The 20,627-nt window shown below is 42.9% G+C and carries 4 protein-coding genes; 1 reads left to right on the forward strand and 3 read right to left on the reverse strand.

Going from position 1 to position 20,627, the window contains the following annotated elements; translation table 11 throughout:
• Positions 1-583 precede the first annotated feature (583 nt).
• Entirely contained in the window at positions 584-2,782 is a 2,199-nt protein-coding gene (locus QUA97_RS04425; RefSeq protein ID WP_194066381.1) for a PAS domain-containing sensor histidine kinase, read from the forward strand.
• Positions 2,783-3,356: 574 nt separating this feature from the next.
• Here QUA97_RS04425 and QUA97_RS04430 read toward each other — a convergent pair.
• The 3 genes from QUA97_RS04430 to QUA97_RS04440 all read right to left on the reverse strand — a co-directional run bounded on the left by QUA97_RS04430 (position 3,357) and on the right by QUA97_RS04440 (position 20,615).
• Positions 3,357-8,774 (reverse strand): trifunctional serine/threonine-protein kinase/ATP-binding protein/sensor histidine kinase, encoded by a 5,418-nt coding sequence (locus tag QUA97_RS04430; protein WP_333193358.1) that lies wholly within the window; start codon positions 8,772-8,774, stop codon positions 3,357-3,359.
• 69 nt (positions 8,775-8,843) lie between these two features.
• Positions 8,844-14,297 (reverse strand): trifunctional serine/threonine-protein kinase/ATP-binding protein/sensor histidine kinase, encoded by a 5,454-nt coding sequence (locus QUA97_RS04435; protein ID WP_194066383.1) that lies wholly within the window; start codon positions 14,295-14,297, stop codon positions 8,844-8,846.
• Positions 14,298-14,366: 69 nt separating this feature from the next.
• Positions 14,367-20,615 carry an ATP-binding sensor histidine kinase gene (locus QUA97_RS04440; protein WP_333193362.1) on the reverse strand — a complete coding sequence of 2,083 codons (6,249 nt, stop codon included), beginning with the start codon at positions 20,613-20,615 and terminating at the stop codon, positions 14,367-14,369.
• Between the last annotated feature and the right edge of the window lie 12 nt (positions 20,616-20,627).

Here is a 20,627-nt window from a genome sequence, read left to right on the forward strand (position 1 = left end):
GGGAGCATTTCCGGCTGGGGAAAAAGCATTTTTTCTGAAAATTGCTGTCGGGAGTATCTGGTGTTTTGCATTTATAGTGCGATCGTCCCTGCTCGCGAGTACAATACGCCTGCAGGGACGATCGCACGCTCAATAAAAAAATGCTTTTTACAAAACACCAGATGCTCCCAGTGCTGTCGGGAACTCTGGTGCTTTACAAAGCACGCGAGCGGGGACTATTGTCTACTGTTTGTTGTTTTCTGTTTGCTGTTGAAGCGCAGGGGCGAAAAACCCGGTTTCTACACAATTTACGTTTGATAGCGAGAAATATACGACGAAGAAACCCGGTTTCTGAATTCAGCGCGCATCAGCCAACTAAGTTTTTAGCTCGCAGTATGAAAACCTTGATTTTCAATCAGGCATATCCTGTGCCTCAAGCGCCCCCGAAACCATGATTATACGGTGGGATGTCCAAAAACTCTCCGAAGTGTTGTTTCAAACCAACTCAAAAAAGTATATAATTATCTAAATATTTCACTCCCAGAAATCAAATAATTGTATTTGAGCGGATTTGCATTGGTACAGATAAATTTTCTTGAACTTTATGCAAGAACAATTAACAATTTTTTTTTCCACACTTCCTGTATCTTCCGCCGTTGGCTGTGACGCGCTGCGGGAGTTGCGACTGTACGCTGTTTTTGACTCGCTGACGGCTCTGGCTTATTGCTCTGTCGCGCTATCTTTAGTCTATTTTACCCGCCAAGGTTCTCGCAGCAAGATTGGACGGCTGTTTGCTGTTGGTCTTTTTGCCTGCGGCGCTGCTCAATTGATGCAAGTTTGGATGCTTTGGCATTCTATTTATTGGTTGTCTGTAACTCTCAAAGCTGCAACTGCTGTAATTTTTTTATTGTTAGCCGCAGCGACGATGGCTCTGATGCCGAAAGCACTGACTCAATTAACCTTAAATAAAACAAAAGATCTTCAAAAAATGCTGTTCAAACAAGTAGAAGAAAATTACGAAAACCCAGATATCCATACAGGAGAATTTGCCAAACAATCGATCGCGCTTGCCGATCCCGAAACCATTGTCAATTCGCTTAACGAACAGTTAGAAAAAGAAATTGCCGATCGCCACCGGGTTGAGGAAAAGTGGCAGTTGGCTCAATTTGCGATCGACCGATCGGCAGATGCGGTATTCTGGATCGGAGCCGACGGTAAATTTGTATACGTCAACGACGCGGCTTGCTCTTCCTTGGGATATTCTGCCGAAGAATTGCTCGACCTAACTATACACGACATCAATCCCGATTTTCCAGAAACTGCTTGGAGTTTGCACTGGAAAGTCTTAAAAAGGTGCGGTTCCGTTAATATTGAAGTTCACCACCTTACTAAGTACGGTCGCATTTTTCCGGTGGAAATTACGATCGACCATTTGGAATTTAACGGTAAAGAATATCAGTGCGCCTTTGCTCGCGACATTAGCGAACGCAAGCGGATTGAGGCAGCTTTGCGCGAAAGGGAAGAAGAATTTAGATCCTTAGTTTCTAACATTCCCGGCGCAGTTTATCGTTGCAGTGCGGCAGGGCGATCGAGCCTAACGTTTATCAGCAGCGGCATAGAAGCTATTTCCGGCTACCCCGCAGCTAACTTTATGATTCAACCGGTGCAGGCTTTTCCTAGTATAGTTCATCCCGATGATGCGGAGGCGATCGAGCAATTTATCGATCGCGCGATTCAGACAAAGCAACCTTACGCGATCGAATATCGCCTGATTCACAGCGACGGAAATGTGCGGTGGGTTGCAGAAAAAGGTCAAGCCATTTTCCACACAGATGGTCAAATGTTATCCCTCAACGGCGCTATTTTTGACATCACAGAGCGCAAAGCAGCCGAGGACGCTTTGCGGCTGTCCGAGGCGATCGCCAACAACAGAGCCCAGCAGCTAGAAATCGCTCTCAAAGAACTCCGAGAAACCCAATCTCACCTAATTCATACCGAAAAAATGTCAAGTCTCGGTCAAATGGTAGCGGGAGTGGCTCACGAAATCAACAACCCAGTCAGTTTTATCTACGGCAATATTTCCTACGCCACCCAATACATGAAAGACTTGTTGCAGCTTGTGGAACTTTATCAAACACATTATCCTCAGCCAACGGTAGAAGTTCAAAAATATATTGAAAACATCGATTTAGAATTTCTGAGAGAAGATTTACTAAAAATATTATCTTCAATGAAAATGGGAGCCGATCGGATTCGCGAAATAGTTCTGAGTTTGCGAAACTTCTCGCGTTTAGACGACTCGGTAAAGAAGCCGGCCAACATTCATGAAGGGATAGATAACACGCTCCTAATTTTGCATAACAAACTGCGAGCCCGATCCGAATATCCCGAAATCACAATAATTAAAGATTACGGTGAATTACCATTAATTGAATGTTATTCAGGTCAGCTAAATCAGGTATTTATGAATCTGGCGAGCAACAGTATTGACGCGCTAGAAGATGCTTGCAACCACAAAAGGCGAGCGGGCGACAGCGACTGGACACCAACTATTAGTATTCGCACCGAAGCCCTTAACGAAAATAGTATTTGCATCAAAATTGCCGATAATGCGCTAGGCATGACAGAAGACGTTCGCAGCCAATTGTTTGACCCCTTTTTCACCACAAAACCCCTAGGAAAAGGCACAGGTTTAGGGTTATCCATCAGCTACCGAATTGTTGTTGAAAAACACGGCGGAACCTTGACCTGTAGTTCAGTTTTGGGTGAGGGGACGGAATTTGCGATCGAACTTCCTTTGTGAATTGGTCCGACGGAAGTATCAAGACTTTGGTCGAAGTTATCGGTGACTATAAAGCGGGCGGTATAACTATTAAGAAAGGAGAATTTGCTGGAGTAGGAAGTGATATCAAGTCCGGTTGCACCGTCACGTGACTGTTGACTGTTGACGGGCGGGTGGAAAAACTGAATGGTTGAGTGTTAACTGTTGATTCGATTTTATTATTCCGATGCAACCGGAAACGATAGGAAAATTAGCTCAAAATTAAGGTGGTTTCAGGCTTTAAGTTAACTGAAAAAAAAAACGCGCGACTTGCTAAATTTCGTGAAAAGTTTAACAGAAGTCTGATTTATCAAAAACCCCGCTTTGATAATTCCGAGTTTACGCTTGTTTTAACTCGCCTATCGGCAACTCAATCACCCATTTATATCGTTTCCGGTTGCATCGGAATAGTAAATTCGAGTTCATTGTTGACAGTTGACGGTTGACGGTTGACGGTTGACAGTGAACAGTGAACAGTCAACAGTCAACATCACCTGATGGTGTTACCGGAAATGATATTATTCCCCTCGCCGGGAGTAGAAAAACACCGCGCCGCTCAACATGGAAGTGAAATCGTAAATTCTGTACCTCGACCTAAAGTTGAGTTCACTTCTAGCATACCAGAGTGTTTCTCAACTACAATCTGCCGTGCGATCGCCAATCCCAACCCCGTGCCTTTCCCCACGCTTTTGGTTGTAAATAAGTGGTCAAATATCTTGTATTTGACCGATTCAGTCATCCCCATACCATTATCAGCAATAGTGATTTTAACTAGATTATGTTCGACTGAACTGGTAATGGTAATGCAATTAGGATTGACTTTGATTTCCGTAAAAGTCCGCCCAATATTTGACTCATCTAAAGCATCGATCGCATTGGCCAGAATGTTCATAAACACCTGGTTAAGCTGTCCAGGGAAACATTCGATCGCAGGAATATTCCCGTAGTCTTTCACTACAACGATTGCGGGTCGCCGATCGTTGGCTTTCAATCGATATTTGAGAATTAAGATCGTGCTGTCTATGCCAGAGTGGATATTGAAGGGCACTTTGTAGTCTTTGTCAGCACGGGAGAAAGTGCGGAGCGTCGTGCTGATACCTTTGATGCGATCGCAGCCCAATTGCATCGAGTCAATCATTTTGGGCAAATCTTCGATGATATAGTCTAAATCAATCTCGACCGCATGGTCGGCAATGTTAGCAGCAGATGCTTGGGTGCGATACAAAGCTAGATGTTCTGTTAAATCTTGAACTGTGCGCTTGGCTTCATTCAAATTGCCAGTTAGGAAGCCGACGGGGTTATTAATTTCATGAGCAACGCCAGCAACTAAGTTTCCCAATGCCGACATCTTTTCGCTTTGAATCATTTGCAATTGGGTTTGCTGTAAGTTTTGTAAGGCTTGTTCTAGCTGTTGGGCATAGGTTTGCGCTTGCTGATAAAGTCGGGCATTTTCTATAGAAATTGCCGCTTGAGCGCATAACAGATTGAGTAATTCGACGCGATCGCTCGTGAACGCCCCCGTTACTAAATTATTTTCTAGATATAAAATCCCCAGCAACTTCCCTTGATGCAAAATCGGGCTGCATAAAATACTCTTAGGCTGCTGACGAATAATATACGAGTCATTAGCTAAAGTCGGATCGGCGATCGCATCCAGCAGCACAACAGTCTGCCGATTGTGCTTGACTTTGTAAATCAGCTTCAGGGGAATGTCCTGGCTATCATCAACAGGAAGGCGTTGCAACACAACTGGCTGCGTCCCTATAGTAATTGACCCTTTAATCAGCAGGCGCGAGTCTCGCAAGAGCATTAACACACACTTATCTGCTCCCGCATTTTCGATGACTATAGAAAGTAACGATGCCAGCAGTTTTTCCAGTTCGATTTCACCTGAGATAGTTTGGGAAGCTTTGAGAATAGCAGCTAAATCTAGAGCAGTAGAGACACTGCTACTACTGGAAGTGGCGGAACTGGTAGAGGTGACACTCCCCAAGGCGAAGATAGTTTCGTGAGTGGAGAGGGGAGAACGGGTTTGCTGGAGGATGGGGGCGAGAAGTTGCCGATAGCGTCGTTCCAAGTCAGCGACTTTGGCTTTAGCTCCCCAACGGGCATAGCAGTAATATGCTTCTTGGATATATGCTTGGGCGACTTTTTCTTTCCCCCAATTGAGGTAAAATTTGGCGGCAAGTTCATTCCCTAGTGCTTCTTCTTGGATATATGCGTTTTCTTTTGCGGAGGCGATCGCACGATCGTAGTAATCCATTGCTTCATACATCTGCCCCAACACCCGATACTGCTCTGCTTCAACCAAATAAAATTTGTGTAAATGGTTTGTGGGTGCATGGTTTGCCCATTCTTTGAGCTTCTTCTGGTTGTCAATAACTTCCTGGGGGAGGCGATCGCATTCCCTACCTTGGGCGTTGGGTAACATAGCAAGATGGGTCAATGAATCGTAAAAGTGAAACACCGGAACCTTAAAACAGCCGGATACTCCACTCAAATATTGTTTGGCATCAACTGCCACTTTGATTGCTTGCTCCCACTCATTAAACAAGTAACAAAGAATTAATTTATTGATATACAATGCTCCCATTGCGTAAAGATCGTTGGCCTTCTGATGCAATGGCAACATCATTTGTTCGTCATAGATTACACCTTGAATTTCCCACGGACACTGGCTCTGACCGAGCAAATTTAATACAGATTGGTAAAAGACTCTAAGATAGTTATGAGCGACTTCCTGTTTGAGTTGAGCTAAGGCCTGATTGTAAACCTTCATCTCTGGTTCTAGGATTGACAAATCTTTTCCTAGAAAAAAGGACAGCGAACAGTAATTGTAGGCACAGTAGGCAGCATATTCTAAAGTACCCATCTCCAGACCGCTATGGTATCCGTCGAGCAAAGGAGCGAGTGAATCTTGAATATGATGTTTCCAGGGCTTCACGAAGGGATAAACCATATTAATCGTGCTGGCTTTAAATTCTCTACTCTCAAAGCGTGATAGTAGTCCCATTGCCATTTGACCAACGCGATCGCCTAAATCTATTTCTCCAATACCGCACAGAATTACTCCATACCAAGCATAAGCCTGTGCTGATACCGCAGCATTACCATATTCCACTGATAACCTAACCTGCTTGCACACGATTAACGGCAGTAATTCTGGAACCGCTTGATAGACTGCGGCTGTCACAGTCGCCAAAATTCGGATTGCTGCCAGAGCTTGGACGTCTTTCATCTCAGGCAGTTCCAACAAATCTTCTAAATCTTTTCCTTTTAATAGATATTGAGTCTGTTGCAAACTTTGAGTAATCTCTGCGTCAGTGGGCTGCTCAGGAAACAACACTCCAAATAATTTCAAAGCAGAAAGAGCAGTTTTAATGGCTTTGGGCTGTTGGCTCTGGGCCACGTCAGCCAAAATTGTCACTTCATAGACCTTAACTTTGTCTAGTAATTGACGAGCATTTTGTACTACCTCATCAACTATCTGCTCCATTTGCCTAAAGTCACCGCTCAGACAAGCTACTTCTGCGGCTAAATCGTACAGAGCCAAGGTTATGTCATAGCATTGCTGCCAACAACTTGCTGTGAGAAGTTGTATGCCTTGAGTGGCGTATTCAATTGCTGCGACGTAAGCGGTTGCAGATTTTGCCCTTTGTGCAGCAGCTAGATTTAGCTTTGCTAATTCCTCGCGTTCAGTTTCTGAGACAATTAAATCTGCTCCTTTATTTAATTGATTGACAATCTCAAAGATTTTTTCCTCTTTTTCCGTCTCGCTCATTACACTTAAAAGCAATTGCCCACTTTTTAAGTGCGTCAGTTGTTTTCGATCGTCGGGAATCAGCGAATAAGCAGCTTGTTGTACTCGATCGTGTAAAAATTTGTATGTAACAGTCTGAGATTTTTCTGTAGTAACTGCTTGACTTTCTTGCCAGACATAAAACTTATAAACATCGCTCAGCGGTAAAATTAGCCCTTCTTGTAACGCTTTCCATAAATCCGCAGCCGTTTCGATTTCCGATCGTTCTGAAACAATTGCCAAAGTTGCTAAATCAAACTGGTTGCCAATACAAGCAGCTAGCTGCAATATATTTTGAGTTGATGACGGTAGTTTTCGCAATTGCAATGCCATAAAAACCACAATGTCATTAGTTACCGCTTGCTGATGTACTTGAGCAATATCACATTGCCAAGAGCCTAATTCAAAATCAAATTGAATGAGATTCTCTTGATACAATGCCTTGAGAAACTGGGTTACAAAAAACGGATTTCCGTGAGTTTTTTGATAAATTAATTGAGAAAGAGTCCATGCCAAATTTTCTGAACATTTAAGTGTGTCAGCAACTAATTGATTTACTTTGACTTGACTCAGTGGCATCAAAGTAATCGTATTAATCGTTGCTTGTTTTTTTTGAATCTCACTCAAAGTCAACATCAATGGATGTGCTGGATTAACTTCGTTATCACGGTATGCACCAATTAACAAAAGATGACTTGTCTCAGTCATTAATAATTGTAGCAATTTCAGTGATGCTGAATCTGCCCATTGCAAATCATCTAAAAACATCACTAAAGGATGTTCAAAACTTGTAAAGACTTGGGTAAACTTTTGGAACAATAAATTAAATCTATTTTGTGCCGATGTTCCTGATAATTCTGGTGTGGGTGATTGCTTACCAATAATTCTTTCTAGTTCAGGGATGACTTCAATAATTACTTGTCCATTTTCTCCAACTGCTGATAATATTTTGTTCCTCCATTGCTGAATTTGTGCATCACTTTCGGTTAACAATTGTCCCATTAAATCTCGAAATGCCTGTACAAAAGCACTGAAGGGAATATTGCGCTGAAATTGGTCATATTTCCCTTTGATAAAATAACCGCGTTGGCGAACAATGGGTTTATGAACTTCGTTGACAACTGCTGTTTTACCAATTCCCGAAAAACCTGCTACTAGCATCATTTCTGTTGCACCAAGGCTGACTCTTTCAAATGCTTGCAGTAGGGTTGATACTGCGGTTTCTCGTCCATAGAGTTGGTCTGGGATCAGGAAGCGATCGCATACATCCCTTCGCGCAATTTCAAAACTCTCAATCTTACCAGTTGCTTGAAGTTGAGTTAAACATTTTTCTAAATCAAACTTTAATCCCAATGCACTTTGATATCTATCTTCGGCATTTTTAGACATCAATTTGATCGCAATATCTGAAATCACCTGCGGAATTTCTTCCCTGTTCGGTAAAAGTGGTGGTTGTTTGGCAATATGACAATGTACTAACTCCATTATGTCATTTGATTCAAAAGGTAATTTCCCGGTGAGTAATTCGTAGAAGGTCACACCTAAAGAATAGAAGTCAGTGCGATAGTCAATTCCCCGATTCATTCGGCCTGTTTGTTCTGGGGAAATATAAGCGAGTGTCCCTTCTAATATATTGATATTTATCAAAGCTTGCGTTTCTCGCGGTAGCAAGGAGGCGATACTAAAGTCAATTAATTTGACTTGGTTAGTTTCGGGATTAATTAAAATATTGCTGGGTTTAATATCTTTATGAATGATGCGATCGCGATACAATATATCTAAGGTGTTGCAGAGTGCGATCGCTATCACTAAAAACTCCCTCAAAGATAGTGCGTTCTTCCCTTTAATCGCCCATTCCTGAAGGGAAATCCCACCAAAATCTTCCATGATTAACGCATAGCCATTTTGGTAAGGTTCCAGGCTATAAGTTTGGACGATCAGAGGTGAGTTGAGATTTTTGGCAATGGTATATTGATTGCGAAACTGCACGAGTTCGCTAAAGGTAGGATAGTCATTTTTTAGCAGCTTGATGACGACAGGTAATCGATCGTGGTTACGGATGGCTCGATATACTAAGGTTCGACTTCCTGAATAAACTGTCTCGACAATTTGATAGTTGGGAATTTGAACGGTTGTGTGAGGTTTGCTGTTTTGATCAGAGTTATTAATGGTCATAGTTTTTTGAGGATTTATGAGTGAGCGATCGCTTACATGAGTCCGAATACTAGGGAAGAATTAACTTGTTTATACCGCCTTGATGGGTAAGGTGATGATAAATTCTGTTCCTTTTCCTAGTATAGAGTTAACCTTCAGGGAACCGCCATGTTTTTCCTCAACGATTTGACGCGCGATCGCCAACCCTAAACCAGTTCCTTTCCCTACACTCTTAGTAGTAAATAAATGGTCAAATACTTTTTGTTTGACTGATTCATTCATTCCCTTGCCATTATCAGCAATGGCAATTTTAACGACCTTATCTTCTACTGAAGTTGTAATTGTAATTCTGTTGGAATTTGCTTTAGCCTCAGCAAAACTCCGCCCTATATTTGATTCTTCTAAGGCATCGATCGCATTCGCCATAATATTCATAAATACCTGGTTAAGCTGTCCTGGGAAGCATTCGATCGCTGGAATATTCCCGTAGTCTTTGACTACTTCAATGGCGGGTCGCTCATCGTTAGCTTTCAATCGATATTTGAGAATTAAGATCGTGCTATCTATCCCCTCGTGGATATTAAAAGGAACTTTGTAGTCTTTGTCAGCCCTAGAAAAGGTGCGGAGGCTCGTGCTGATATCTTTGATGCGATCGCAACCCAATTGCATTGAGTCAATCATTTTGGGCAAGTCTGCGATAATATAGTCTAAATCGATATCTTCGGCATGGTCTGCAAGCTCTGTTTCCGGGGCGCGAGATCGATAGAGATTGAGATGCTCCACTAAGTCTTGAACTGTGGATTTAGCTTCATTCAAATTGCCAGAAATAAAGCCAACGGGGTTATTAATTTCGTGAGCCACGCCAGCAACTAAGTTTCCCAATGCCGACATCTTTTCGCTTTGAATCATTTGCAATTGGGTTTGCTGTAAGTCATGCAAGGCTTGCTCTAGCTGCTGAGCATAGGTTTGTGACTGTTCATAAAGTTGGGCATTTTCTAGGGAAATTGCAGCTTGAGCACAGAGTAAATTCAGGAGTTCCACGCGATCGCTCGTAAACGCTCCCTTGGCTAAATTATTTTCTAGATATAAAATGCCCAATAATTTACCTTGATGCAAAATCGGGTTGCACAAGATACTCTGAGGCTGTTGACGCACAATATACGGGTCATTCGCTAAAATCGGATCTGCTGTTGCATCAATCAACACAACAGTTTGATTACTGTGCTTGACTTTGTAAATGAGCTTGTGGGGGATGTCTTGACTCTCTTCAACCCCAAGGTTCTGCAACACAACTGGCTGTGTTGCCTGGGTAATTGAGCCTTTAATTAGCAAGTGACTGTCTCGCAACAGCATTAATACACATTTATCAGCCCCAGCATTTTCAATGACGATTCTCAGTAACGATGCAAGCAGTTTTTCGAGTTCGATTTCGCTTGAGAGAGTTTGAGAAGCTTTGAGAATCGCTTTTAAATCTAGAATATCTGAGACACTGGTGCTAGAACTGGAAGAAGTGGTAGATGTCACAGTTCCCAAAGTGAAGATAGTTTCGTGAGTAGAAAGAAGCGAACGGGTTTGCTTTAATATTGGCGCAAGCAATTGGGGATAGCGTTGTTCTAAGTCGGCGACTTTGGCTTTTGCTCCCCAACGGGCATAGCAGTAGTAAGCTTCTTGCATATATACTGCGGCAATTTTTTCTTTACCCCAATCGAGATAGAATTTAGCTGCAAGTTCATTTGCTAAGGCTTCGTCTTGGATAAAACCATTGGCTTTAGCGCCCGCAATGGCCCGCTCATAGCCATCAATTGCCTCTGAGATATTGCCCAAAACTCGACATCTTTCTGCTGCCAAGAGAGCCACCTTGTGCTGGTGATTCATAGGGGCATTCTCTGCCCAGGTTGATAGGCTAGCGTGATGCTGTTCCGCTAAAGCAAGTAGTTGTAACTGCTCATCCTCAGACTTACCTGCTACCACCGCTAAATAGGTTAACCCCCCATAGAAATGCAAGGCGGGAATATGCAGCATTCCGACAATACTACCTAAATATTGGCTAGCTTCATTGAGATATTCAAGGGCGCGGTTATAATCACCAAACAAATAAGCCAAGATCAGCTTGTAGGTGTAAGCAATCCCAAGACCTGTTAGTTGCTTATTTTGAAGGTACTGTGGAAATATTTTCGTCTCGTCATAAGCATCTCCAATCAACAGAGTTGGTTGATGGGTTTTTTCAAGCAAGCGCCCAAACAATGCTTGGTTCATTGTTAAGAAGGCTAGGGCATTATCCTGCTTTAGTGAAGCAATGACCGAACAAAACTGAGCGATTTCTGATTGAAGGGCAGATAATTCCTTTCCGGCATAGAAATAAGCGTAAAAATAGTGGGCCATACAATAGCTTAAATACAAAAAGTCACCGACTTCTATTCCTACTAAATATCCCTGCTTGAGCAAAGCAGCCATAGAAATCATAGATTCTTTTTGATGCTGGACACAGGCAGCAAAATGAAGTATTGTCAAACACTTGTACGCTTTTGTATTGAGCCGATCGATTAAAGTTAAAGCCATTTTCCCCAAGTGATAGCCCCGCTCGACTTGACCCAAGCCCGTCGTTAAGACCAAGCCATAGGTAGCATAGCCAACACTCGAAACAGGAGCATTGCCAAACTGGAGCGACAAGCTCACAATTTTTGCACAAACAAAGGGCAGAAATGTAGGTCGAGCTTGTAATACCATTGGCATGATCGTTCCCAGCAGTTCCATTGCAGCAATTGTCGTCGGGTCAGTCATTACAGGCAAGTTGACCAAATCCTCAATGACTTTCCCCTCTAGCTCGACTTCCACATTTTGTATGGTTTGTTCGCTTAGGCTCGGTGTGATGTCTGAGGGAAATTCTATCCCCAATTGAGTGACGGCTTGAGCAGCAATGGCGATCGCATCCGCCAATTGATTCTGAGCCGTCAACACCCTGATTTGCACCATATAAACAGGCACTTTATCCAACACCGTCTGAGCTTTATCCAAAACCTGTTGAACTTGGGCGATCGCTTCCTCAAAATCAGCCTTTAAACAGGCCACATCTGCGGCGATCCCATGGAGTTTTAAGCTCAACTCATACTGAGTTTGCCAACTATCTTCCGAGAGTAATTCCAGTCCCACCGTCACCAAGTCTCTCGCCACGCCATAAGCGGTTGCCTTTTTCGCTTTTTCGATCGCAGCTAGATTTAGTCGAATCAAAGACTCACGTTCGGCTTGATGACTTAGCAACCCACGACTTAGATTTAGATGACTGACAATATCAAATAACTTCTCCTCTCGCTCTGCTGCTGACAAACGAGTTTGGAGTAACTGACCCATTTTGAGGTGAGTGGCCTGTTTTTGGTCTTCAGGAATTAGTGAGTAGGCGGCCTGTTGCACGCGGTCATGGAAAAAGCGATAGTGAATTTGCTCCGAAATCTCTTCACTCAGGGATCGATGCTCCTGGGGTTGGTTATCATCCAAATAAAACTTATAGATTTTACCCTCCGGCACAATCAGCCCCTCTTTGAGCGCAGACCACAAAGTCAAGGCTACTTGAATTTCGTCTTGTTCTGAAACAATCGTCAAAGTCTTGAGGTCAAATTTTGCCCCAATACAAGCGGCAAATTTAAGCTGTTCTTGGGTGGTAACGGGCAGTTTTCGTAACTGCAAAGCCATGAATTCCACCACATCATCGGTTAAGGCTGCATCCTGTACCTGCACTAGGTCGCATTGCCAGTGACAAACCTCCCGGTCAAAAGTAATCAGACTATCTTGATGTAATGCCTTAAGAAATTGGGTCGCAAAGAACGGATTGCCCTGGGTCTTTTGTATGACCAGGTTGGTTAAGGGCTGCACAGCGCTTTGTGAGGCTTGAAAAGCATCAGCAATTAGGTGATTGAGGCTATCAGCACTCAAGGGACTGAGGGTGAGAGTTTCAAGGGTAACATCGGCATTTTCTAGGGTCTTAACTGTCATCAAAAAGGGATGACCGGGAAATACTTCATTATCTCGATAGGCTCCTAAGACCAAGAGACATTGAGAGTGAGATTGGGCTTCCGTCAACAAACTTTGCATGAGGTCCAAGGAGGCGGAGTCAGCCCATTGCAGGTCATCGATAAAGATGACTAGGGGATGTTCTACCTTCGCAAAAACCTGAATAAAGTTTTGGAACAGGAGGTTAAAGCGATTTTGGGCTGCCTCACCGGAAAGTTCTGGAGTGGGAGGTTGTGACCCAATAATCCATTCGAGTTCAGGAATCAAATCGATGAGGACTTGACCGCTATCTCCTAGTGCTTTGAGCAGCTTTTCTTTCCAGGTTTGTAACTGCCGATCGGATTCTGAGAGTAGTTGATTCATCAAATCTCGCAGTGCTTGGACAAAGGCTGACAGGGGAATGTTGCGGTTGAATTGGTCGAATTTGCCTTTGATGAAGTAGCCTTTTTGCTGGGTAATGGGTTTGTGGACTTCATTGACTACGGCGGTTTTGCCAATCCCAGAGAATCCCGCCACTAGCATGAGTTCTGAACTGCCTTGGGAAACGCGATCGAAGGCTTTAAGTAATGCTTGAACCTCAGTTTCTCGACCATAGAGTTTCTCAGGGATGAGGAAGCGATCGCATACATCCCTTCGCGCCATTTCAAAACTCTGAATTTCACCAGTTTCTTGAAGTTGAGTTAGACATTTTTCTAAGTCAAACTTCAATCCCAAAGCATTTTGATATCTATCTTCGGCATTTTTTGCCATCAATTTGCTGACAATTTTTGATAGTACAGAGGGAATTTCCGAGTTAATTTCATGTATTAATGGCGAGGATTTGGTAATATGAGAATGTACCAACTCCATTGGATCGTTGGATTCAAAAGGTAACTTTCCGGTTAGTAATTCAAAGAAGGTAACACCCAAAGAATAAAAGTCAGTCCGATAGTCAATTCCCCGATTCATTCGGCCTGTTTGCTCTGGGGAAATATAAGCAAGTGTCCCTTCTAACACATTGGGATTAATTAGTGTTAGGGTTTCCCTTGGTAGTAGAGATGCAATACTAAAGTCGATTAATTTGACTTGTTTAGTTTGGGGATTAATTAAAATATTACTGGGTTTAATATCTTTATGAATGACGCGATCGCGATACAATATATCTAAGGTATTGCAGAGTGCGATCCCTATTACTAAAAACTCCCTCAAAGATAGTGCGTTCTTCCCTTTAATCGCCCATTCCTGAAGGGAAATCCCACCAAAATCTTCCATGATTAACGCATAGCCATTTTGGTAAGGTTCCAGGCTATAAGTTTGGATGATTCCAGGTTTATGAAGATTTTTAGCAATGGTATATTGATTGCGAAACTGCACGAGTTCGCTAAAGGTAGGATAGTCATTTTTTAGCAGCTTGATGACGACAGGTAATCGATCGTGGTTACGGATGGCTCGATATACTAAGGTTCGACTTCCTGAATAAACTGTCTCGACAATTTGATAGTTGGGAATTTGAACGGTTGTGTGAGGTTTGCTGTTTTGGTCAGAGTTATTAATGGTCATAGTTTTTTGAGGATTTATGAGTGAGCGATCGCTTACATGAGTCCGAATACTAGGGAAGAATTAACTTGTTTATACCGCCTTGATGGGTAAGGTGATGATAAATTCTGTTCCTTTTCCTAGTATAGAGTTAACCTTCAGGGAACCGCCATGTTTTTCCTCAACGATTTGACGCGCGATCGCCAACCCTAAACCAGTTCCTTTCCCTACAATCTTAGTAGTAAATAAATTATCAAAAACTTTCTGCCGCACCGCTTCATTCATACCAATGCCATTGTCTGTAATCCGAATTACAACCTGTTTTCTATCTCCCGATAATTCTGTAGTGACAATAATTTGATTAGGATTGGCTTTAATCTCTGCATAACTACGTCCAATATTTAACTCATCCAAAGCATCGATCGCATTCCCCAAAATATTCATAAATACCTGATTTAATTGTCCGGCATAGCATTCAATTTTTGGGAGATCGCCATAGTCCTTAATAACTTGGATTTTGGGGCGAGTGTCGTTGGCTTTCAGACGATGTTTGAGGATCATAATTGTACTATCAATGCCTTCGTGGATATTGCAGGCAACGGGGCGATCGCTATCCGCACGCGAGAATGTCCGCAGACTAATACTAATGTCTTGAATTCGCTTCACGCCTTCTTGCATCGATTCAATTAACTTGGGTAAGTCTTCCCGGATGTAGTCAAGCTCAATAGTTTCAAGTTCCTCTTGAATTTCTGGATCTAGTTGGGGATATTTTTGTTGCACTAGATCGATCAATCCAAACAAATCGTTAATGTAATCTAAGGCTGGGGTAATATTACCAGTCAGGAAGCCGACAGGGTTGTTGATTTCGTGAGCAACGCCAGCTACTAAGTTACCCAATGCTGACATTTTTTCGCTTTGAATCATTTGCAATTGGGTTTGCTGCAAGTTTTGTAAGGCTTGCTCTAATTCTTGAGATTTTTGGATGATGGCGGCTTCAGCACGTTTGCGATCGCTAATATCTAACACATTACCAAGAATCACTGCTTTGCCATCGAGGATAATGCGGTTGAGCGTGACATCGACCTCAAAGACTGTATTAGAATCAATTTTTCTGACATTCCACTCAAATTGAATTGTTTCCCCAGCTAATACCCTTCTCCACCAGTCTTCTACCAGATGGAACGGATTATCCGGTGTAGAATAGTCATTCAAGATCGAGCATTGCAGCGCTTGCTCTCGCTCCACACCAAACATTTCTAATACTCTGTTATTAACATCTAGCACCTTGCCATCCAGATCGTGAATTATGATGGCACTACTAACGTTGTTGAAAATGGTACGGAGGTTCTGCTCGGAAATTTGTAGGGCAGTTTCCGCAGCTTTATATTCAGCTTCGCTGCGTTTACGATCGCTCACATCAAAGACAACACCATCCCATACAGTTAACCCATCGCCTCGTCGTTCTGGTTGGGATATCGCTTGCACCCATTTCATGGTGCCGGACGGGGTGACACTGCGCCATTCATGATTAAATGGGGTCAGGGTTTGGGCAGATTTGGTAATTGCTTGTTCAACATCAGCAAGATCGCCGGCATCAACTGGATCGAAGACATTGATGATTCCTGCCATCACCATTTCTGGCTCAGCTTCATACAGATTGATGCAACCAGAACTTGCGTAGGTTATAGACTTAGCACCATCCGCAGCCAACTGTAATTGAAAGACCATCCCTGGAATATTGTCAGCCATCTTATGGAAGCGGGCTTCGCTGGCACGGAGTTCTGTCAAAGCTTGTTGTGACTGTTGATAGAGGCGGGCATTTTCGATGGAAATTGCTGCTTGGGAGCAGAGCAGATTGAGCAGTTCGACGCGATCGCTCGTAAATGCTCCAATTGTCAGATTATTTTCCAAGTATAAAATTCCAATCAACTTACCTTGATTGAGAATTGGACTACAAAGCACACTTTTAGGCTGGTGTTTTTCAATATAGCGATCGCCAGAAAACTCAGGATATAACCTAGCATCAACCAGTACCAGAGGTTTCAAACTCCGCTTAACAGTATTCACCAAAGCGATCGCCACATTCTGACTTGATTCTAGCGGCATCGGCGGTAATAGCTGCGGTTCTTGTCCCTCTTCCACAAAGGCTGCTACCTGTAACTCAATATCTTGTTTAAGCAATAACACACACTTACTTGCCCCAGCATTTGTCATCACTATTTGTAACAGAGTAGTCAAGAGTTGATCGAGTTCAATTTCCCCTGAAATAGCTTGAGATACTTTAAGCAGAGTTGCCAAATCTAGAACTTCCGAGACGCTACTAGAGGTTTTGGTAGAAGCGATCGTTCCCAGTGCGATAGTTTCCTTGAAGGAGACAGAGGTATGAGGTTGCAGAAGGATGGGCGCGAGGAGTTGAGGATAAAGTTTTTCTAAATCAGTCACTTTAGCTTTGGCTCCCCATCGGGCATAACAGTAATAGGCTTCAATCATGTAGGCTTGGGCAATTTTTTCTTTACCCCAGTCAAGATAAAATTTGGCGGCAAGTTCATTACCTAGTGCTTCTTCGTTGAGAAATAGATGTTCTTTAGCGAGCGAAATGGCGCGATCGTACAAGTCTATGGCATCGGCTTTATTACCCAAAATCCGATATTTTTCTCCTTCAACTAAATACCATTTATGCTGATGATTCATGGGCGCATTTTGCGCCCACTGTTGCAGAATAGTTTGATGACTTTCCACCAGGGCGAGTATTTCAGATTGCTCCTGCTTTGGCTTTGTGGGGAAGATTGCCAGGTACGTCAAGGCTGCATATAAATGAAAAATAGGAACTTGAATTAATCCCGATATTGCCATCAAATACGGCTTCGCTTGGGCAATGTAATCTAGGGCAGACTTGTTGTTGCCATAACAGTAGGCAAGTAAAAGTTTGTAAACATAGACCTTAGCGAGCACCGTAAGTTCATTATTCTGATGATGCTTAGGAAGCATCACCGTTTCATCGTAGGCCTTGCCGATTAAGCAATCCGACGGAATACAGACTTTTCTCAAGTTATTCACAGTCTGCTGCATCATATCAAAATAAGTCTGAGCCGAATATTGTTTCGCCTGTGCCATCACAGCACTATAAATTGCTATTTCGGTCTCCCAAGTGTCTAGTTCCACCCCACCGAAAAAGTTGGATTCGAGATAATTGAGTATGCTATAGCCAGATTGTAAAAAATTTCCTGTTTCCATAGCAGCCGTATAGCTACCTTTCAGCGTCGGTATCGTTGCCCTTATAGCTTCTTGGCGATGCTGAATAAAGCTCCCAAAAAAAGCTGGAATTGTGGCTTCAAGTTCGCGGATATTGAACCTATCGAGCAAATTCATCGCCAATTTACCAAAGCTATAGCCTGTTTCCACCTCTCCCAAAAAGGCACATAATACCATTCCGTGAATTGCATACCCCACCGTCGATGTGGGTGCATTCCCAAAGTCCATCGATAAACTCACCATCATGGAGCTAAGGATGGGTAGCAATCCTGGCCTTGCCAGAAAAACGGGCGGAAATAAAGTTCCCAATAGTTGTATTGCTGCCTGAGTTGTGGCATCACTCATCACTGGTAGGTCAACCAGTTCTTCAATCAGTTTGTCACCTTGTTGGCTGCCAAGGATTTGTAGTGCTTTGCCAATTTTATTTTCATCAGTTTCGGTGGGGATTTTAACACCTAATTGCTCCAGTGCATCTCTCCCTACCGCGATCGCTTCTAACATCTTGCCTTGGGCTGTCTGGGAAGCGATTTTAAGTTCGTAAATTTTCACTTTGTCTAAAATTGTCTGAGTTGATTGCAACACCAGTGTGGCCATCTGTTCCAGGCCATCAAAGTCATGATTCAAATAGACAACTTCGGCAGCAGCAACATAGAGATTTAGAGTCAATTCATACTGATTAACCCAGCAGTTGCTTGTGAGTAAATCAATCCCTATTTGTAAATAAATCCTTGCTGCGGCGTAAGCTGTAGAATTTCTCGCCTTAACTCCAGCTTTCAAATTCAGTTGAGCTAATGTTTGGCGTTCGGTTGGTTTGCTGATTAATTCAATTCCTAAATTCAAATGCCCGACAATATCAAACAGTTTTTCCTCTTGCTCTATCTCTGAGGAATTTTGTAGGACTAATTGTCCGATTTTGAGATGAGTTGCTTGTTTGCGATCGTCAGGAATTAGGGAATAAGCAGCTTGTTGGACGCGATCGTGCAGAAACTTGTAGGAACAGGTATCAACCTTTTTTGATAATATTTGAACTGTGGCTGATTCCTCGGCTTGATAAAACTTGTATACCTCATTAATTGGAATTACAAATCCTTCTTGCAATGCTTTCCACAAGTCCGCAGCGGTTTCGATCTGAGACTTTTCATAGACGATCGCCAACGTCCCCAAATCAAACTGATTGCCAATACAGGCTGCCAGTTTCAAAATATCTTGAGTGTTGGGTGGCAATTTCTGAAGCTGTTGCGCCATAAATTCCACCACATCATCGGTGAGGGCAAGCGATCGCACTTGCGCTACATCACACTGCCAGGAGCCTGTATTCCAGTCAAACGCAATCAGCCCATCCTCATACAACGCCTTGAGAAACTGCGTCGTAAAAAACGGATTGCCCTTGGCTTTTTGATAGACTAACTCTGTTAACAGCATTGCCCGTTCGATCGCACAACTCAAAGTGTCTGCAATCATAAGATTCACGTCAGATTGGCTTAACGGAGTCAATGCGATCGTGTTGACAGTTGCCATTGTTTTTTGGATTTCTTCCAACGCCAGCATCAGCGGATGAGCTGGAAAAACTTCATTATCGCGGTAAGCACCAATAATGAATAGATAGCCCCCCTCTGCTTGACTCATCAACAACTTCATCAAACCCAAAGATGCTGAATCTGCCCACTGTAAATCGTCCAGAAACATCACCAATGGATGCTCTAACGTGGCAAACACCTCAATGAACTTCACAAACAGTAAATTGAAGCGATTCTGTGCCGCACTAGCAGCAAGTTCGATCGCAGATGGTTGTTTGCCAATAATTTCTTCTAGTTCAGGAATTACATCGATCAAGACTTGCCCGTTTTCACCCAAAGCAGACAAGATTTTGGCTTTCCACTGTTCTAACTGAGCATCGCTTTCACTCAGCAGTTGCCCCATCAGATCGCGGAATGTTTGTACTAATCCAGAAAACGGGATATTGCGTTGAAACTGATCGTACTTGCCTTTGATGAAGTAGCCTTTCGATCGCACGATTGGCTTATGCACTTCATTGACAATTGCCGTTTTGCCAATCCCCGAAAAGCCTGTCACTAGCATTAGCTCAGATGCGCCATTGGCGACTCGTCCAAATGCTTGGATTAAGGTTTCTATTTCCGCTTCTCGTCCAAAAAGTTTATCTGGTATTAAAAAGCGATCGCTTAAGTCTCTCTGTCCAATTTGAAAATATTCAATCTTTGCTGTTTCATTCAATTGCAACAGACATTGTTCTAAGTCATGTTTGAGTCCCAATGTACTGTGATAGCGGTCTTCGGCATTTTTGGCGATTAATTTCATCACAATATCGCAGAGAACTTGAGGAATACCTTTTCCTTTCCCCCTTGTTCTTAAATTGGGCGGTTGTTTGGCAATATGGCAATGCACCAACTCCATTGGATCGTCAGACTGAAACGGAAGTTTTCCAGTTAGTAATTCAAACCAGGTGATACCTAATGAGTAATAGTCACTGCGATAGTCTATACCTCGATTCATCCGTCCGGTTTGCTCTGGGGAGAGGTATGCTAGGGTTCCTTCTAAGGCATTAATGCTCTGAATTTGTTGGGTTTCTCTCGGTAGTAGAGTCGAGATGGAGAAGTCAATTAATTTAACTTGCTTTGTATCCGGGTGAATAAGGATATTGGCAGGCTTAATATCCTTGTGAATGACGCGCTGTTGATGTATGGAATGGAGGATATCTGTCAAGGACCAAGCAATAGGAAGAAACTCCTCTATTGTTAGTGGTTTTTTATGCGTAAATTGTTCTAAGGAAATGCCGCCAAAATCTTCCATTACCAGGGCATATCCGTTATGATACAGTTCCAAACTGTAGGGTTTGACAAGGCCGGGAATGTCTAAATTTTTGGCAATGCTATACTGATTGCGAAACTGCACCAGTTCGCTAAAAGTGGGATATTGCCGTTTCATCAGCTTGATAATTACAGGTAATTGGTCATCGGTACGGACTGCCCGATAAACTATTGTTCGACTCCCTGCATAAACTGTTTGGGTGATTTGATAGTTGGGAATTTGAATGCTTGTGGGAGAGTTGCTGTTTTTATGGGAGTTATTCATAGCCGTTTTTGT

The sequence above is a fragment of the Microcoleus sp. CZ3-B2 genome, from assembly GCF_036705055.1.
Lineage (GTDB): Bacteria > Cyanobacteriota > Cyanobacteriia > Cyanobacteriales > Microcoleaceae > Microcoleus.